The organism is Mycobacterium sp. pV006 (assembly GCF_041287115.1).
Classification (GTDB): Bacteria; Actinomycetota; Actinomycetes; order Mycobacteriales; family Mycobacteriaceae; genus Mycobacterium.
In genome coordinates, this window is sequence record NZ_JBGGKT010000004.1 from 153,487 (window position 1) to 170,239 (window position 16,753).

The 16,753-nt window shown below is 68.6% G+C and carries 18 protein-coding genes; 14 read left to right on the plus strand and 4 right to left on the minus strand.

The features are described 5' to 3' along the window. Entirely contained in the window at positions 1–615 is a 615-nt protein-coding gene (gene mftR / locus ACAG25_RS08405; RefSeq protein WP_370487896.1) for a mycofactocin system transcriptional regulator, read from the minus strand. 96 nt (positions 616–711) lie between these two features. On the opposite strand from mftR, the gene mftA reads away from it, so the two are divergent. The 7 genes from mftA to mftG all read left to right on the plus strand — a co-directional run bounded on the left by mftA (position 712) and on the right by mftG (position 7,121). After that, positions 712–804 carry a mycofactocin precursor MftA gene (mftA, locus tag ACAG25_RS08410; protein ID WP_370487897.1) on the plus strand — a complete coding sequence of 31 codons (93 nt, stop codon included), beginning with the start codon at positions 712–714 and terminating at the stop codon, positions 802–804. Between the two features lie 2 nt (positions 805–806). After that, the gene (gene mftB, locus ACAG25_RS08415) at positions 807–1,094 is read left to right on the plus strand and encodes a mycofactocin biosynthesis chaperone MftB (RefSeq protein ID WP_370487898.1); all 288 of its coding nucleotides are present in this window, start codon (positions 807–809) and stop codon (positions 1,092–1,094) included. Beyond that, positions 1,091–2,278 (plus strand): mycofactocin radical SAM maturase, encoded by a 1,188-nt coding sequence (gene mftC, locus ACAG25_RS08420; protein WP_370487900.1) that lies wholly within the window; start codon positions 1,091–1,093, stop codon positions 2,276–2,278. Before mftB ends, mftC begins: the two co-directional genes overlap by 4 nt. A gap of 6 nt (positions 2,279–2,284) precedes the next feature. Then, positions 2,285–3,460, plus strand: coding sequence for a pre-mycofactocin synthase MftD (gene mftD / locus ACAG25_RS08425; RefSeq protein ID WP_370487901.1), 1,176 nt, complete (start codon positions 2,285–2,287; stop codon positions 3,458–3,460). Between the two features lie 89 nt (positions 3,461–3,549). Then, entirely contained in the window at positions 3,550–4,293 is a 744-nt protein-coding gene (mftE, locus tag ACAG25_RS08430) for a mycofactocin biosynthesis peptidyl-dipeptidase MftE (RefSeq protein WP_370487902.1), read from the plus strand. Further along, the gene (gene mftF / locus ACAG25_RS08435) at positions 4,290–5,702 is read left to right on the plus strand and encodes a mycofactocin biosynthesis glycosyltransferase MftF (RefSeq protein WP_370487903.1); all 1,413 of its coding nucleotides are present in this window, start codon (positions 4,290–4,292) and stop codon (positions 5,700–5,702) included. Before mftE ends, mftF begins: the two co-directional genes overlap by 4 nt. Positions 5,703–5,708: 6 nt before the next feature. Then, entirely contained in the window at positions 5,709–7,121 is a 1,413-nt protein-coding gene (gene mftG / locus ACAG25_RS08440) for a mycofactocin system GMC family oxidoreductase MftG (RefSeq protein ID WP_370487904.1), read from the plus strand. Here the strand turns inward: mftG and ACAG25_RS08445 are convergent. Next, positions 7,023–8,681 (minus strand): MFS transporter, encoded by a 1,659-nt coding sequence (locus ACAG25_RS08445; protein WP_370487905.1) that lies wholly within the window; start codon positions 8,679–8,681, stop codon positions 7,023–7,025. The genes mftG and ACAG25_RS08445 overlap by 99 nt on opposite strands. 136 nt (positions 8,682–8,817) lie before the next feature. On the opposite strand from ACAG25_RS08445, the gene ACAG25_RS08450 reads away from it, so the two are divergent. Then, positions 8,818–9,426: a TetR/AcrR family transcriptional regulator gene (locus ACAG25_RS08450; protein WP_370487906.1), complete on the plus strand. Its 609-nt coding sequence runs from the start codon at positions 8,818–8,820 to the stop codon at positions 9,424–9,426. Here ACAG25_RS08450 and ACAG25_RS08455 read toward each other — a convergent pair. Both ACAG25_RS08455 and ACAG25_RS08460 read right to left on the minus strand, forming a co-directional pair. Next, on the minus strand, positions 9,411–10,673 hold the full coding sequence (locus tag ACAG25_RS08455) for a cytochrome P450 (RefSeq protein ID WP_370487907.1): 1,263 nt from the start codon (positions 10,671–10,673) through the stop codon (positions 9,411–9,413). The two genes, ACAG25_RS08450 and ACAG25_RS08455, sit on opposite strands and share 16 nt — an antisense overlap. Before the next feature lie 95 nt (positions 10,674–10,768). Next, a complete protein-coding gene (locus ACAG25_RS08460; protein ID WP_370487908.1) occupies positions 10,769–12,022 on the minus strand; it encodes a cytochrome P450 in 1,254 nt (417 codons plus the stop codon). A 64-nt stretch (positions 12,023–12,086) separates the two neighbouring features. Here ACAG25_RS08460 and ACAG25_RS08465 point away from each other — a divergent pair, with 64 nt between their 5' ends. From ACAG25_RS08465 to rplB, 6 genes are all read left to right on the plus strand, one after another. After that, a complete protein-coding gene (locus ACAG25_RS08465) occupies positions 12,087–13,652 on the plus strand; it encodes a carboxylesterase/lipase family protein (RefSeq protein WP_370487909.1) in 1,566 nt (521 codons plus the stop codon). A gap of 298 nt (positions 13,653–13,950) precedes the next feature. Then, positions 13,951–14,256 carry a 30S ribosomal protein S10 gene (rpsJ, locus tag ACAG25_RS08470; protein WP_003883485.1) on the plus strand — a complete coding sequence of 102 codons (306 nt, stop codon included), beginning with the start codon at positions 13,951–13,953 and terminating at the stop codon, positions 14,254–14,256. Between the two features lie 13 nt (positions 14,257–14,269). Then, the gene (rplC, locus tag ACAG25_RS08475) at positions 14,270–14,926 is read left to right on the plus strand and encodes a 50S ribosomal protein L3 (protein WP_370487910.1); all 657 of its coding nucleotides are present in this window, start codon (positions 14,270–14,272) and stop codon (positions 14,924–14,926) included. Further along, positions 14,923–15,576, plus strand: coding sequence for a 50S ribosomal protein L4 (gene rplD, locus ACAG25_RS08480; RefSeq protein WP_370487911.1), 654 nt, complete (start codon positions 14,923–14,925; stop codon positions 15,574–15,576). Before rplC ends, rplD begins: the two co-directional genes overlap by 4 nt. Continuing rightward, positions 15,576–15,878 (plus strand): 50S ribosomal protein L23, encoded by a 303-nt coding sequence (rplW, locus tag ACAG25_RS08485; protein ID WP_370487912.1) that lies wholly within the window; start codon positions 15,576–15,578, stop codon positions 15,876–15,878. Before rplD ends, rplW begins: the two co-directional genes overlap by 1 nt. 25 nt (positions 15,879–15,903) lie before the next feature. Next, on the plus strand, positions 15,904–16,740 hold the full coding sequence (gene rplB / locus ACAG25_RS08490) for a 50S ribosomal protein L2 (protein WP_370487913.1): 837 nt from the start codon (positions 15,904–15,906) through the stop codon (positions 16,738–16,740). Positions 16,741–16,753 lie beyond the last annotated feature (13 nt).

Below are 16,753 nucleotides of genomic sequence, written 5' to 3' on the forward strand. Positions count from 1 at the left end.
TCAGGCCCCGATCTCCGACACCCCAATTTCCAGACCGGACAAACCCGAGGCCAAGATGTCGAACGCGTCGCCCAATGCCGCCTCCAGCGCCACCGACTCGTCGGCCAGCCACTGTTCGTAGGCCGACAGGGACACCGCCAACATCGTCCACGCCACGGTCTGGGGCATCAGCGCGGTCGCCTCGACACCCAGCCGACCGGCCACGAACTCGGCGATCGTGCTGCGCCAGCCGGCGTACATCGTCATCGAATACGCCTGCAACGCCTCGGTTTCCAGGATCAACCGCATACGCTGCCGATGGCGCTCGGTGTCGTCGAAGTCGTTGAACGCCAGCAGGGCTGTGCGCAGTGCGTCGCGGATCGGCACGTCGGGATCAGCCTGCGTGAGCAGGACCCTCATGTGCTCGAGGTGGGCGTCGAAGTCTCCCCACGGCAGTGCGTTCTTCGACGGGTAGTAGCGGAACAGGGTCCGGCGCGCGATGCCGGCGGCCGCGGCGACGTCGTCGACGCTGACGTCGTCGAACCCGCGCGTGGTGAACAGATCGATCGCTACGTCGCTGATGTGTTCCCAGCTCGTGGATCGGCGGCGACCCACGCGCGCCTTTGCGACGCTCATCGCGAACCCCCTCTTCCGTTTAGGCACCCGATGCCATATTGTTAGCGGCCTACGTCACAATTGTCGAGACCCTGCCCAATGAGAAAGGTGATGGTGATGGATCAGAATCAGACCGCCCAGAGCGGCGAACTGGTGACCGAGAGCCTGGTCGAGGAAGTTTCGATCGACGGGATGTGCGGGGTCTACTGAGCATGGTTGCGCCGAGCACTTTCGATGCGGGCCGACGCTGGCGGTTGCATCCGCAGGTGGCGGTCCGTCCCGAGCCGTTCGGCGCGCTGCTCTACCACTTCGGGACCCGCAAGCTGTCGTTCCTGAAGAACCGGACGATCGTCGAGGTGATCAACTCGCTGGGTGATCACCCCGACGTTCGGTCCGCCTGCCGCGCCGCCGGTGTCGACGACGACGCCCAGGCGCCCTACCTCCACGCACTGGGAGTCCTTGCCCAGTCCAAAATGCTTGTTGCGGAAGAGGATCGATGACTGTCACTGCACCGGTACCCCGGCTGGTCGATCAGTTCGAGCGTGGTCTGGACGCGCCGATCTGCCTGACCTGGGAGCTGACGTATGCGTGCAACCTGTCGTGTGTGCACTGCCTGTCCAGCTCGGGCAAGCGTGACCCGCGGGAACTGAGCACGCAGCAGTGCAAGGACATCATCGACGAGCTCGAACGTATGCAGGTGTTCTACGTCAACATCGGCGGCGGAGAGCCCACCGTGCGCAGCGACTTCTGGGAGCTGGTCGACTACGCCACCGAGCACCACGTCGGCGTGAAGTTCTCCACCAACGGTGTGCGCATCACGCCCGAGGTCGCGGCCAAGCTGGCCGCCAGTGACTACGTCGACGTCCAGATCTCGCTGGACGGCGCCACCGCCGAGGTCAACGACGCCGTGCGCGGTCCGGGTTCGTTCGCGATGGCGGTGCGCGCGCTGGAAAACCTGCGCGACGCCGGCTTCAAAGACGCCAAGATCTCCGTGGTGGTCACGCGTCACAACGTCGACCAGCTCGACGATTTCAAGGCGCTGGCCGACTCCTACGGTGCCACCCTGCGGATCACGCGGCTGCGCCCGTCTGGTCGTGGCGCCGACGTCTGGGACGAGCTGCACCCCACCTCCGCCCAGCAGGTTCAGCTCTACAACTGGCTGGTGGCCCACGGCGAGCGGGTGCTCACCGGCGACTCGTTCTTCCACCTCTCCGGTCTGGGGGAGCCCGGCGCGCTGGCCGGGCTGAACCTCTGTGGCGCGGGCCGCGTGGTGTGCCTGATCGACCCGGTCGGCGACGTCTACGCCTGCCCGTTCGCCATCCACGACAAGTTCCTCGCCGGAAACGTGTTGCGCGACGGCGGTTTCGACACCGTGTGGAAGCACTCCGAACTGTTCCGCGAACTTCGCGAGCCGCAGTCGGCGGGTGCCTGCACCGGGTGCAACCACTACGACGCGTGCCGCGGCGGATGCATGGCTGCCAAGTTCTTCACCGGCCTGCCGATGGACGGACCCGATCCCGAGTGTGTGCAGGGCTACGGGGAACCGGCGCTCGCACTCGACCGCGACAAGCCCAAGCCCAGCGTGGATCACTCGCGTTCGGGTGGTCGCAAACCCAAGGGCCCGATCCCGCTCACCCTGCTGAGCGCCCCTCCGAAAAAGTTCTGTAACGAAAGTCCTGTGTGACCACTCATGGCACGTGATACCTGGTTCGAAACCGTCGCCATCGCCCAGCAGCGGGCGAAAAAGCGGCTCCCGAAGTCTGCCTACTCGTCGTTGATCTCCGCCAGCGAGAAGGGCGTCACGGTCACCGACAACGTCGAATCCTTCGCCGAACTCGGCTTCGCCCCGCACGTCATCGGTGCCACCGAGAAGCGCGAGATGGCGACAACGGTGATGGGACAGGACATTTCGCTGCCCGTCATCATCTCGCCGACCGGCGTGCAGGCCATCGACCCCGAGGGTGAGGTCGCCGTCGCCCGCGCCGCAGCGGCGCGTGGGACCGCCATGGGTCTGTCGTCGTTCGCCAGCAAGCCGATGGAAGAAGTGACCGCGGTCAACGACAAGATCTTCTTCCAGATCTACTGGTTGGGCAGCCGCGACGAGATCCTCGCGCGTATGGAACGGGCCCGTGAGGCCGGCGCCAAGGGGCTGATCCTGACCACCGACTGGAGCTTCGCGCACGGCCGGGACTGGGGCAGCCCGAAGATCCCGGAGAAGATGGACCTCAAGACGATGATCCGGATGTCGCCGGAGGTCATCACCAAGCCCCGCTGGTTCTTCAGCTTCGCCAAGACCTTGCGGCCGCCGGACCTGCGCGTACCCAACCAGGCCCGCCGCGGCGAACCCGGACCCCCGTTCTTCGAGGCCTACGGACAGTGGATGGGCACCCCGCCGCCCACCTGGGAGGACGTCGCCTGGTTGCGGGAGCAGTGGGGCGGTCCGTTCCTGCTCAAGGGCACCGTGCGTGTCGACGACGCCAAACGTGCTGTGGATGCCGGTGTTTCGGCCATCACCGTGTCCAACCACGGCGGCAACAACCTCGACGGCACCCCGGCGGCGATCCGGTGCCTGCCCGCCATCGCCGACGCCGTGGGCGACCAGATCGAGGTGTTGCTCGACGGCGGCATCCGGCGCGGCAGCGATGTCGTCAAGGCCGTCGCCCTGGGTGCCCGTGCGGTCATGATCGGCCGGGCGTACCTGTGGGGTCTGGCGGCCAACGGACAGGCCGGTGTGGAGAACGTGCTGGACATCCTGCGCGGTGGTATCGACTCGGCGTTGATGGGGCTGGGCAAGTCCTCGATCCACGAGTTGAGCCGGGACGACGTGCTGGTTCCGGAAGGCTTCACCCGCACCCTGGGCGTCTGACGCCCCTGGTGCCAACGGGGCGCAGGGGGCGCGGGTGAACCGCGCGGAAATTCCTGTGCCCCGGTGAACCAACAACTGGCGCGCAACAGGTGAATTCGGCCTACCATCGTCGCGTGGCTTTCCCCATCGAGCTCGGGAACTCGACCTCGCGGCAGCTACACGACACGTCTCCTGCCCTGATCGTTCCGGTCGGCTCCATCGAGCAACACGGGCCGCACTTGCCCCTGGACACCGACACCCGGATCGCCTCGGCGGTCGCCGACGTCCTGATCGGGCGGTTGCGCGCCGCCGACGGCCGGTTGTGGCAGGTCGCGCCCGCGATCAGTTACGGCGCCAGCGGAGAACACGAAGGGTTCGCCGGCACCGTCTCCATCGGCACCACGGCGCTGACCGACCTGCTGGTGGAGTTCGGCCGCTCGGCATGCCGCTGGGCCTCGCGGCTGCTGTTCGTCAACGGCCACGGCGGCAACGTCGCCGCGTTGCGCGACGCGACCGCGCTGCTGCGCTCGGAGGGACGCGACGCCGCGTGGTGTTCGTGTGTGTCCCGCGACGCCGACGCGCACGCCGGGCACACCGAGACCTCTGTGCTGCTGCACGTCGCGCCCACGGTGGTGCGCATGCCCGACGCGGTCCCCGGCAACGCGGAACGGCTCGAGAAGCTCATGCCGGCGCTGCGGGCGGGCGGTGTGGCCGCGGTCAGCCCGATCGGCGTGCTGGGGGACCCCACGACGGCCACCGAGGAGGAAGGGAGCAGAATCCTCGCCGAGATGGTGGACGCGTGCTGGGTGCGCGTGTCACGCTGGCGGCCTGACAGTGGGGGGATGCTGACATGACCGGCCCGCGTCTGCCGGATGGATTCGCCGTCCAGGTGGACCGGCGAGTTCGCGTGCTCGGGGAGGGCGCGGCGTTGCTCGGCGGTTCACCGACGCGTCTGCTGCGGCTCGCGCCTGCGGCGCAGACCATGCTGCACGGCGGTCGGCTGGAGGTGCACGACGCGGTCAGCGCCCAACTGGCCCGGACGCTGCTCGACGCCACCGTGGCCCACCCGCGGCCGCTCAGCGGCCCGTCGCACCGCGACGTGACCGTGGTGATCCCGGTGAAGGACAACCACTTCGGTGTGTTGCGCCTGGTGTCCGCGCTGAAGGGACCGCGCGTGATCGTCGTCGACGACGGGTCGGCCGAACCGCTGTCGGACGCCGACTTCGAGGCCATGCACTGCGACGTCCGGGTGCTGCGCCACCCGCACAGCCGGGGGCCGGCCGCCGCCCGCAACACCGGCCTGGCGGCGTGCGACACCGATTTCGTGGCGTTCCTGGACTCCGACGTGGTGCCCCGGCGCGGTTGGCTGGAAGCCCTGCTGGGCCATTTCTGCGATCCGGCGGTCGCGCTGGTGGCTCCGCGCATCGTCGCGCTGAACAACTCCGAGGGCGTGGTGGCGCGCTACGAGGCTGTCCGCTCGTCGCTGGACCTCGGCCACCGCGAAGCGCCCGTCGTGCCGTACGGGTCGGTGTCATACGTCCCCAGCGCGGCGATCATCTGCCGCTGCTCGGCCCTGCGTGACATCGGCGGGTTCGACGAGACGCTGACCTCCGGTGAGGACGTCGATTTGTGCTGGCGGCTCAACGAGGCGGGAGCGCGGCTGCGTTACGAGCCGATCGCCACCGTGGCCCACGACCACCGCACCGATCTGCGGAAGTGGTTTGCCCGCAAAGCGTTCTACGGAAGTGCCGCGGCACCGCTGGCCGTCCGTCATCCCGGCAAGACCGCGCCGATGGTGATCTCGGCACCCACACTGGCAGCCTGGGTGCTGGCCGCGCTGGGCTCGGCCCTCGGTTACGTCGCCTCGTTCCTGGTGGCGATGTTCAGCGGCCGCCGAATCGCCAAGACGCTGTCCGGTGTGCCGACCGAACCGATGGAGGTCATCGCCGTCACCGCGCAGGCCATGTGGTCGGGCGCCACGCAGCTGACCGCGGCGATCTGCCGGCACTACTGGCCGCTGGCCCTGCTGGCCGCCGCGCTGTCCCGGCGATGCCGCCGCGTGGTACTGGTCGCCGCGGTGCTCGACGGGGTGTGCGACTGGCTGGTCCGCACGGGCCGCGCCGACGAAGACGCCGAACGAGTCGGCGTGCTGACCTATCTGGTGCTCAAGCGGCTCGACGACATCGCCTACGGGCTGGGCCTGTGGGGCGGGGTCATCCGCGAGCGGCACACCGGTGCACTCAAACCGCAGATCCGGCGCTAGGCCTCGATGACCGATGTCCTGATCGTCGGTGCCGGCAGCGCGGGTTCGGTACTGGCAGAGCGGCTTTCCGCCGACGAACGGTGCACCGTCACCGTCGTGGAGGAAGGGTCGAGCGCAGCCGATGCGCACGTTGCCGAGCAGATCGCCGACGGGCTGCGGCTGCCGATCGGGCCGGACAGTGCTGTGGTCCGGCGCTACCCGACGGTGCTGACCGATCGGCCCCGACGGACCGCGGAGATCATGCGCGGCGCTGTGGTCGGCGGTTCCGGCGCAGTCAACGGCGGCTACTTCTGCCGGGGGTTGCCGTCGGACTTCGACGGCTGGGGGCTGCCGGGGTGGACGTGGGACGACGTTCTGCCGCATTTTCGTGCCATCGAGAACGACCTGGACTTCGACACCGACGTCCACGGCCGGGCGGGCCCGATCCGGATTCGTCGGGTGGCCCGATTCGACGGTGCCACCGCAGCTTTCGTGGACGCGGCACAGGAGACCGGACACGCGTGGATCGACGATCTCAACGGCGCCACCGCCGAACTACCGCTACCGGATGCCGGGGTGGGGGCGGTGCCGCTGAACATCCACGACGGGCAGCGGCTCGGGCCGGGCGGTGCGTTCCTGCAGCCCGTTCTCGGTCGGCGGAACCTGTCGGTGTTGACCGACACCCGTGTCGAGCGGCTGCGCTGGCGCGGCACCACCGTGGTCGGTGTGGGAGTCCACGGACCCGATGGCGCGACCGAACTGCGTGCCGACCACGTCGTGCTGTGTGCCGGCGCGATCGAGACCGCCCGCCTGCTGATGACGTCCGGGGTCGGTCCGCACGAGATGCTGCGGACGAACGGCATCGACGTCGTCGCCGACCTGCCCGTCGGCGTGGCCACCGTCGATCATCCCGAGTGGGTGTTGCCGGTGGCGTGGACGCCGACGCAGGGTGTGCCGCCGCTCGAGGCGATCCTGACCACCGGCGACGGTGTCGAGATCCGGCCCTACACAGCGGGATTCGGAACCATGGTGGGCGGGGCGGCCGGGCCGGTGGACCACCCGCATCTCGGTGTGACGCTGATGCGGCCCCACTCCCGCGGGCAGATCCGGATCGATCCAGCGGGTCTGATCATCGAGCACCGCTACGACAGTTCGCCGGCTGATGTCCAAACACTGCGCACCGCAACCGAACTGGCGCGCGAGCTGGCCGGTGCGGCCGTGTCCGGGGAGCCGGCGTGGGCCACCTCGCAGCACCTGTGCGGAACCGCGCGGATGGGCTGTGACGGTGACCCCGGTGCCGTGGTGGACACCCGTGCCCGGGTGTTCGGCGTGACCGGGCTGTCAGTCGTCGACGGCTCGATCCTGCCGGGCATCCCCAGCCGCGGCCCCCACGCGACCATCGTCATGCTCGGCCACCGGGCTGCGGAATTCTTCGCGTGAGCCCCGGCGCAGGAACGCCCATTGCCTACCGTCGCGCCCGGGTGACCAGAGCGCCACGAACAATGCGCCGGCCAGGGTGGCCACCGAGAGCACCAGCAGCGCCTGGTTCATCGAGTGCAGGAACGCGTCTTCGGCGAGCCGGGTCAGTTCCGCACCCTGCGGTCCCATCCGTTCAGCTACCGACAGCGCGTAGGCCAGCGAATCCGTTGCGCTGGAACGAATCTCGTCGGGGAAGGCGGCCAGGCGCGGGGCCAGTGAGGAGTGATAGAGCGCGGCCAGAATCGACCCGGCGACCGCGATGCCCACAGCGGCTCCGATCTCGCGGGTCGCGTCGTTGACCGCCGAGGCTACGCCCTGCTTCTCGTCGGGGGTGGCGTTCATGATCGCCGATGTCGTCGGGGCGGTGCAGAACCCGATGCCCGATGCCATGACCAGCATGGGCCACATCAGGTCGGTGAAGGTGGAGGACCCGTCGAGGGAACGCATCAGGTACAGGCCGAGCGCGATCAACAGCAGCCCGACGGTGACCGCGAAGCGCAGCCCCACTTTCGGCAGGTAGAGGTGCAGGGTGAAGCCCAGCACCAGTACGGGGAATGCCAACGGCGACAGCGCGAAGGCGGTCTGCAGCGGGGTGTATCCCATCACCAGCTGCATGTGCTGCATCGCGAGATAGAAGAACCCGAAGTTGGCCATGAAGATGAAGGTGATCCCCACCGCGCCGGTCGCGAAATCGGGACGCCGGAACAGCCGGACGTCCAGCAGCGGGTGTGCGCGGCGCAATTGCACCAACGCGAAGACGGCGGCAAGTGCCGGGCCCGCGATGAGGCAACCGAGCACGATCGGGTCGGTCCAGCCGCGCACCGGGGCTTCGACGATACCCAGCACGAAGACCGCGATCGCGGTCGCGATCAGGCCGCCACCGACCCAGTCGATCGGGGTCGCGGTCTCGTCGCGGGAGGACCCGATCGTCAGCGTCGCGAGGAACATCAGCAGAGCGGCGGCGGCGAAGGCGTAGAAGATCGACTGCCACGAATAGAACTGCAGGAACAATCCGGTGCCGAGGAACCCGACGATCGCACCGGAACCGGCAACGCCGGCCCAGATGCCGACGGCCTTGTTGCGCTCCGACTTCGGGAACGCCGCGGTCAGCAGCGACAGGGTGGCGGGCATGATGAACGCCGCGCCGACACCGGCGGCGGCGCGCGCCACGATGATCTGGGTCGGGTCGTCGAGCATCGTCGGCGCGAACGACGCCACCCCGAAAATGGCCAGGCCCACCAGAAGGGCGCCGCGGCGGCCGTAGCGGTCGCCGAGGGCGCCGGCCGGGAGCAGCAGGCAGGCCAGCGCCAGCGTGTAGCCGTCGACGATCCAGGTGAGTTCGGCCTGGGTCGCCGAGGTCTGCAGCGCCATGTCGGGCAGCGCGGCGTTGAGCGCCACCATCGACGAGATGACCAACAGCACGGCGAAGCTGGCGACGACGAGCAGCCAGACCCGGCCGCGTTTGGTCAGGGCGGCGGGCCCGGCGTCGATATCCTTGACGGATTCAGTGAGTGCGACCATGACGTCTCTTCCAGCAGGAGGTTTCAAGACTGTTGGTCTCAAAAGGGTTAAACGAGACTAACAGTCTCGTTGCAAGACCGACAGTCTTGTGCAGGTTCCCGCTGGGCGGCCTCCGGAAACAACGGCGGGAGGAGCGATGAGCGGCGATCCGCGTCCCGCGCGGTCCCGGGCACGGCTACTGGAGGCGGCTACCGCGTTGCTGCGCACGGGTGGTCCCGGGGCGGTCACCATCGACGCGGTCACGCGGCAGGCCAACGTCGCGCGTGCCACGCTCTATCGGCACTTCCCGAGCGGCAACGATCTGGTCGCGGCGGCTTTCACCAGCCTGATCGCGCCCCCGCCGATGCCGCCGGAGACCGGAACGCTGCGCGAACGGCTCGAGGCGATCGTGCTGGGCTGGGCCGATTCGATCGCCGAGGCGCCGACCACCCTGACGGCGATGGCGTGGCTCTCCCTCGGCCCCGACATCAGCGACTTCCCCGGTGCCGTCGGTGCCCAGGTCAGTTCGCTGCGCGAACGGATCGTCGAGCTCTACTCGGCGCCGTTCGACACCGTCTTCGACAGTGCCGACGCCGTCGAGCAGCTACGTCCCATCGATCGCAGCATTGCCCTGGCGCTGCTGGTCGGGCCGCTGGCCTTCGGTCGCATCAGCACGCTGACCGACTTCGACTACCGGGCGGTGGCCGTGGCCGCCGTCGACAGCTTCCTGACCACCTACGCCAAGGTGCCTCAGCGCAGTGAGTAGCGCACCGGCAGGTGCTTGAGGCCGCCGACGAAGGTGGTGGCCGACAGCTCGGGCTTCCCGGCGAGCTCGATCGAGTCCAGCCGCGGCAGCAACTCGGTGAACAGGCTGTTTATCTCCATCCGGGCCAGTGCAGCGCCGAGGCAGAAGTGCACGCCGTACCCGAAGGCCACGTGCTTGTTCGGGTCGCGGCCGACGTCGAAGCGGAACGGCTCGTCGAACACCTCTTCGTCGCGGTTGCCCGACACGTAGGCCAGATAGACCGACTCGCCGGCCTTGATCGGCACGCCGCGCACCTCGGTGTCCTCGGCCGCGGTCCGCATGAACTCCTTGACCGGCGTGGTCCAGCGGATGATCTCCTCGACCGCGGTGCCCATCAGCCCCGGGTCGCTCTTCAGGCGCGCCATTTGGTCGGGGTTCTCGATCAGCGCCCGCAACCCGCCGGACATGGCGTGACTGGTGGTGTCGTGGCCGGCGCTGGCGACGATCACGTAATAGGACAGCGTGTCCATGTCGCTCATGAGCTCACCGTCGACCTTGCCGTTGGCAATGGCCGAGGCGAGGTCTTCGGTCGGGTTCTCCCGGCGCGAGGCGGTCAGGGCGGAGAAGTAGTTGAAGAAGTCGGTCAGGACCGCCATCTGCTCTTCGGGGGTGGTGCCGCGCTTGTACTCGTCATCGTCACCGCCGAACAGCTCCTGGGTCAGCATCAGCATGCGTGGGAAGTCCGACTCGGGCAGGCCGAGCAGGGACATGATCACGTACAGCGGGAAGTTGACCGCGATGTCGGTGACGAAGTCGCACTCCGGCCCGATGTCGCGCATCTGGTCCACGTAGCGTTTGGCGAGCTCGTCGACGCGCACCTTCAGGTCGCGCATGGCCTTGGGTCGGAACCAGTCGGCGCCGATGGCGCGGACCTTACGGTGCAGCGGGTCGTCCATGTGGATGAGCGTGCGCAGTCCGAGGCCCATCTCCTGCTGCGCCTTGGCCAGGTCGTCGGCCTCGGCGGTGGCCAGCAGCGGCCGCGGGTTGGACAACCACAGATCGTTGGCCCGCTCGATGTCCATGATGTCGGCGTGCTTGGTGATCGCCCAGAACGGGCGGTACGGGTCGTGGTCGACGTAGGCGACGGGGTTGTTCTTGCGCAGGTACGTCAGGGCAGTGTGCAGTCGGTCGTCGTCGGCATAGGCCTTCGGATCGGCGAACACCTTCGCCGCTTCGTCCACGTCCATTTCGATTGCCGACGTACTCATGGAACTCCTCACACAACGCTGTACTTGACGGGTGTCAAAGACAGTCTATGTGATCGGGGCCACTTGTCCAGCGCGGGTGGCGCAGGTGTCACATGTCAGCGCAGTCGGTAGCGGATCGGAAGGTGTTTGAGACCGCCCACGAACGTGGTGGCCAGGAACTCCGGTTCGCCGGCCAGCTCCATGGATTCCAGCCGGGGGACCAGTTCGGTGAAGAAGCTGTTGATCTCCATCCGGGCCAGCGCCGCGCCGAGGCAGAAGTGCACGCCGTAACCGAACGACAGGTGCTTGTTCGGGTCGCGGCCGACATCGAAGCGGAACGGTTCGTCGAAAACGTCCTCGTCACGATTGGCCGACACATAGGACAGCAGCACCGACTCGCCCTCGGAGATCGGCACGCCGCGCACCTCGGTGTCGGCGGTGGCGGTGCGCATGAACTCCTTGACCGGCGTGGTCCAGCGGATCATCTCCTCGACCGCGGTCCCCATCAGCTCCGGCTGGGCCTTCAGGCGTGCGAGCTGGTCCTGGTTCTCGATCAGCGCCAGCAGTCCGCCCGAGATCGCCGCGCTGGTGGTGTCGTGACCGGCGGTGGCCACGATCACGTAGTACGACAGACAGTCCACGTCGTTGAGGTACTCGCCGTCGATCTTGGCGTTGGCGATCGCCGAGGCCAGGTCATCGGTCGGGTGGGCCCGTCTTTGGGCGGTCAGCGCGGTGAAGTAGCGGAAGAAGTCGGTGATGACCTCGTGCAACTCCTGCGGGCTCTTGTCGCCGCGGCCGAACTCGTCGTCGTCGCCGCCGAACATCTCCTGGGTCAGCTTGAGCATGCGCCCGAAGTCCGATTCGGGCAGGCCCAGCAGCGACAGGATCACGTACAGCGGGAAGTTGACTGCGACCTCCTGCACGAAATTGCACTCCGGTCCGACCTCGACCATCTTGTCGACGTAGATCCTGGCCAGCTCGTCGACCCGGGTCTTCAGCGCGCGCATCGCCTTGGGTCGGAACCAGTCCGCGCCGATCTTTCGGATGTCGCGGTGCAGCGGGTCGTCCATGTGGATCAGCGTGCGCAGCCCGCCGCCGGCTGCGAGGTTGGCCTGAGCCAGGTCTTCGGTCGCCGCGGGGATCAGCATCGGCCGCGGTTCGTTGATCCACAACTCGTTGTCGCGCTCGATCGCCATGATGTCCGCGTGTTTGGTGACGGCCCAGAAGGGTCGGTACTTGGGCACCTCGACGTGGCAGGCCGGGGCGTTCGCCCGGAGATGGGCGAGTGCGGCGTGCAGGCGCGCCTCGTCGGTGTAGGCCTTCGGATCGGCCAGCAGCCGACCGGCCGGGTCGGAGATGAGCGTGCTCACGGCGCCTCGCTTGCATTGACTTGACAGGTGTCAAGTCCACGATAGCGCACTACTGTCGGACGTCGTGCCGACCCGAGCGCTGGCCGCGCTGACCGTGTTGCTCCTCGTCGCCGCCTGCAGCCGACCGGACGGGACGAACACGGGGCCGGACCCGTCCGACCCGGCCGTGGTCCACACCGCGGCCGGCGCGGTGCGCGGCGTCGACGAACCCGGCCACCGCGTCTTCTGGGGCATCCCGTACGCGGCCCCGCCCGTCGGGCCGCTGCGGTTCGCGTCGCCGCAACCCGCGCCGCCCTGGGCGGGCCTGCGGGACGCGGATCACCCCGGGCCCCGATGCATCCAGGCCCCCGGCGGGGAACCGGAGTTCGGCCGGCAGACCGACGAGGACTGCCTCACCCTGAACGTGTGGACGCCGGCGCCCTCCGAGGAGCCCGCCGCGGTCATGGTGTGGTTCCACGGCGGCAGCTTCGTCAACGGCGGCGGCGCGATGTTCGACTCCGCCTGGCTCGCCGAACGCGGCAACATCGCCGTGGTCACCGTCAACTACCGACTCGGCGCGCTCGGCTTCCTCGCCCACCCCGCGCTCGGCCCGGACGACGCCGTCGGCAACTACGGCCTGGCCGACCAGCAGGCCGCTCTGCGGTGGGTCCGCGACAACATCGCCGCGTTCGGCGGCGACCCCGGCCGGGTGACGATCGCCGGCGAGTCCGCCGGGGCGATGTCGGTGTGCGACCACCTGGTCGCGCCGGACTCGAACGGCCTGTTCCACCGCGCCGTCATCATGAGCGGACCGTGCGGCGCCCAGGCCGCGCTGCCCGAAGCCGAACGCGCCGGAATCGCCTACGCCGCCGCGGCCGGCTGCCCGGACGCCGACACCGCGGCCGCCTGCCTGCGCGGCCTGCGGGTGGACGCCCTGCGTGAGCCGGTCTGGACCAGCCGGATCGCCGGCGCCCGGCTGTCGGGACCGGTGACCGGCTCGGCGACGCTGCCTGAGGATCCCCTGACCGGCGCCGCCGACGGCGCCGCCGCGCGCGTCCCGGTCCTGATCGGCACCACCAGCGACGAGTTCACGCTGTTCGCCGGACTGCGCTACCTGACCGAGGGGGAGCGGTACGGCGCCGAGCGCTACCACCCGCTGCTGGTCGAGGCGTTCGGTGACCGCGCCGACGCCGTCGCCGCGCGATACCCGGTGGACCGCTACGGCGACGTCGCGCTGGCCTACTCGGCCGCGGTCACCGATGCGCTGTTCGCGTGCGTCGCCGACGGGCTGGCCGCCGACCTCGCCCGGTACGCGCCGGTCTATGCCTACGAGTTCGCCGACCGCGACGCCCCGGCGCCCGAACCGCTGACCACGCTGCCGTTCGACGTGGGAGCCAGCCACTCCCTGGATGTGCGCTACCTCTTCGACGTCGGGGGAGCCCCCGAACTCTCGCCGGCCCAACAGAAGCTCAGCGACCAGATGATCGGGTACTGGAGTGCATTCGTGCGCACCGGAGAACCGGGCCCGGAATGGCCCGCGGTGGCGCCCGGAACGCCGGCCGACTGGATGACGCTGCATCCGGACGGCAACCGCGTCGACACCGGTTTCGGGCAGAATCATCAGTGCGAGTTCTGGCGTGCGGGCGGTTGACCAGGGATTTGGTTGAGAGCACGATGTCAGGCATACTGTTCGGGTTGCCTTGAGCCGGGACGACGTCCTCTGACGCCGATCCGGCACGGGCATGCGACCGGCGCCCCTCGGGGCGCTTCCGGTCCCCAACCTCGATCGCGACGAACTTCATCGTGTTCGAGCGTGCGTACGGGCGACACACCCGACCGCGGGGACCGGTGAACCACAGACAGGTAAACAGCGGCGGCACAGCCAGGCCCAGCAGGGCCGCGGGATCTCCCGACGGCGTGGGGCCACTTAGTAGTGAGGTAGGAGAAGCGTGGCGGGACAGAAGATCCGCATCAGGCTCAAGGCCTACGACCATGAGGCGATCGACGCCTCGGCGCGCAAGATCGTGGAGACGGTCACCCGCACGGGCGCCAGCGTGGTCGGCCCGGTGCCGCTGCCGACCGAGAAGAACGTGTACTGCGTCATCCGCTCGCCGCACAAGTACAAGGACTCGCGCGAGCACTTCGAGATGCGCACCCACAAGCGGCTCATCGACATCCTCGACCCCACGCCGAAGACGGTGGACGCCTTGATGCGCATCGATCTGCCGGCCAGCGTCGACGTCAACATCCAGTAGGAGACCCACAAAAATGGCACGTAAAGGCATTTTGGGCACCAAGCTGGGCATGACGCAGGTGTTCGACGAGAACAACAAGGTCGTGCCGGTGACGGTCGTCAAGGCCGGGCCCAACGTCGTGACGCGCATCCGCACCGCGGAGCGCGACGGTTACAGCGCCGTGCAGCTCGCCTACGGCGAGATCAGCCCGCGCAAGGTCAACAAGCCGGTTTCGGGGCAGTACGCCGCCGCTGGTGTGAACCCGCGTCGTCACCTCGCCGAGCTGCGGCTCGACGACGAGTCCGCGGTGGCCGACTACGAGGTCGGCCAGGAGCTGACCGCCGAGATCTTCGCCGACGGCAGCTACGTCGACGTGACCGGCACCAGCAAGGGCAAGGGCTTCGCCGGCACCATGAAGCGGCACGGCTTCAAAGGCCAGGGCGCCAGCCACGGCACGCAGGCCGTGCACCGCCGGCCCGGTTCGATCGGTGGCTGCGCCACCCCGGGTCGCGTCTTCAAGGGCACCCGGATGTCGGGCCGCATGGGCAACGACCGGGTGACTACCCAGAACCTGAAGGTGCACAAGGTCGACGCCGAGAACGGCGTGCTGTTGATCAAGGGCGCGATCCCGGGACGCAACGGTGGACTGGTGATGGTCCGCAGCGCAATCAAGCGAGGCGAGAAGGCATGACTCTGAAACTTGAGGTACGGACGCCCGGCGGCAAGACGGACGGCTCTATCGAGCTGCCCGCCGAGCTGTTCGACGTCGAACCGAACATCGCGTTGATGCACCAGGTGGTCACCGCCCAGCTGGCGGCCGCCCGGCAGGGCACGCACTCCACCAAGACCCGTGGCGAGGTCCGCGGCGGCGGCAAGAAGCCGTACCGCCAGAAGGGCACCGGCCGCGCCCGCCAGGGCTCGACCCGCGCGCCGCAGTTCGCCGGTGGTGGCACCGTGCACGGCCCCAAGCCCCGCGACTACAGCGAGCGGACCCCGAAGAAGATGATCCGTGCCGCGCTGCGCGGTGCGCTGACCGACCGGGCCCGCAACGGCCGCATCCACGCGGTCACCGAGCTCGTCGAGGGCCAGACCCCGTCGACCAAGAGCGCCAAGGCGTTCCTGGGCAGCCTGACCGACCGCAAGCAGATCCTGGTCGTCATCGGCCGCGCCGACGAGGCCAGCACCCTGAGCGTGCGCAATCTGCCCGGCGTGCACGTCATCTCGCCGGACCAGCTCAACACCTACGACGTGCTCAAGGCAGACGACGTGGTGTTCAGCGTCGAGGCTCTGAACGCTTACATCGAGGCGGGCACCAAGCAGCAGCAGGAGGTTTCCGCCTGATGGCCACCGTGACCGACCCCCGCGACATCATCCTGGCGCCGGTGATCTCCGAGAAGTCCTACGGACTGATCGAGGACAACGTGTACACGTTCATCGTGCACCCCGACTCGAACAAGACGCAGATCAAGATCGCCATCGAGAAGATCTTCAACGTCAAGGTCGCCTCGGTGAACACCGCCAACCGCCAGGGCAAGCGCAAGCGCACCCGCACCGGGTACGGCAAGCGCAAGGACACCAAACGCGCCATCGTGACGCTGGCCGCCGGTAGCAAGTCCATCGACCTGTTCGGAGCGCCGGCGTAGTCCGGCAGAGGGATTCAAGGGAATCATGGCAATTCGCAAGTACAAGCCGACGACCCCCGGTCGCCGCGGTGCCAGCGTCTCCGACTTCTCCGAGATCACACGTGACCACCCGGAGAAGTCGCTGGTGCGCCCGCTGCACGGCAAGGGCGGCCGCAACGCGCACGGCCGGATCACCACCCGGCACAAGGGCGGCGGCCACAAGCGCGCCTACCGGGTGATCGACTTCCGTCGCCACGACAAGGACGGCGTCAACGCCAAGGTCGCGCACATCGAGTACGACCCCAACCGCACCGCGAACATCGCGCTGCTGCACTACCTGGACGGCGAGAAGCGCTACATCATCGCGCCCGAGGGTCTGAAGCAGGGCATGATCGTCGAGGCCGGCCCCAACGCCGACATCAAGCCCGGCAACAACCTGCCGCTGCGCAACATCCCGGCCGGTACGGTCATCCACGCCGTGGAACTGCGTCCCGGTGGCGGCGCCAAGCTGGCCCGCTCCGCCGGCGTCAGCATCCAGCTGCTCGGCAAGGAAGGCACCTACGCCTCGCTGCGTATGCCCTCCGGTGAGATCCGCCGCGTCGACGTGCGCTGCCGCGCCACCGTCGGCGAGGTCGGCAACGCCGAGCAGGCGAACATCAACTGGGGCAAGGCCGGCCGCATGCGCTGGAAGGGCAAGCGCCCCAGCGTCCGTGGCGTCGTGATGAACCCGGTCGACCACCCGCACGGTGGCGGCGAGGGCAAGACCTCCGGTGGTCGTCACCCGGTCAGCCCGTGGGGCAAGCCCGAGGGTCGCACCCGCAAGCCCAACAAGCCGAGCGACAAGCTCATCGTCCGACGCCGGCGCACCGGCAAGAAGCGCTAGGTAGGAGCCACAG

What these genes read in the sequence shown, in the direction of transcription:
- rplC (WP_370487910.1), top strand. Translation starts at nt 14,270, where the DNA reads ATGGCACGTAAAGGCATTTTGGGCACCAAGCTGGGCATGACGCAGGTG.
- mftD (WP_370487901.1), top strand. Translation starts at nt 2,285, where the DNA reads ATGGCACGTGATACCTGGTTCGAAACCGTCGCCATCGCCCAGCAGCGG.
- mftF (WP_370487903.1), top strand. Translation starts at nt 4,290, where the DNA reads ATGACCGGCCCGCGTCTGCCGGATGGATTCGCCGTCCAGGTGGACCGG.
- ACAG25_RS08455 (WP_370487907.1), bottom strand. Translation starts at nt 10,673, where the DNA reads ATGAGTACGTCGGCAATCGAAATGGACGTGGACGAAGCGGCGAAGGTG.
- ACAG25_RS08450 (WP_370487906.1), top strand. Translation starts at nt 8,818, where the DNA reads ATGAGCGGCGATCCGCGTCCCGCGCGGTCCCGGGCACGGCTACTGGAG.
- mftR (WP_370487896.1), bottom strand. Translation starts at nt 615, where the DNA reads ATGAGCGTCGCAAAGGCGCGCGTGGGTCGCCGCCGATCCACGAGCTGG.
- rplB (WP_370487913.1), top strand. Translation starts at nt 15,904, where the DNA reads ATGGCAATTCGCAAGTACAAGCCGACGACCCCCGGTCGCCGCGGTGCC.
- mftG (WP_370487904.1), top strand. Translation starts at nt 5,709, where the DNA reads ATGACCGATGTCCTGATCGTCGGTGCCGGCAGCGCGGGTTCGGTACTG.
- mftB (WP_370487898.1), top strand. Translation starts at nt 807, where the DNA reads ATGGTTGCGCCGAGCACTTTCGATGCGGGCCGACGCTGGCGGTTGCAT.
- rplW (WP_370487912.1), top strand. Translation starts at nt 15,576, where the DNA reads ATGGCCACCGTGACCGACCCCCGCGACATCATCCTGGCGCCGGTGATC.
- mftA (WP_370487897.1), top strand. Translation starts at nt 712, where the DNA reads ATGGATCAGAATCAGACCGCCCAGAGCGGCGAACTGGTGACCGAGAGC.
- ACAG25_RS08445 (WP_370487905.1), bottom strand. Translation starts at nt 8,681, where the DNA reads ATGGTCGCACTCACTGAATCCGTCAAGGATATCGACGCCGGGCCCGCC.
- rplD (WP_370487911.1), top strand. Translation starts at nt 14,923, where the DNA reads ATGACTCTGAAACTTGAGGTACGGACGCCCGGCGGCAAGACGGACGGC.
- mftC (WP_370487900.1), top strand. Translation starts at nt 1,091, where the DNA reads ATGACTGTCACTGCACCGGTACCCCGGCTGGTCGATCAGTTCGAGCGT.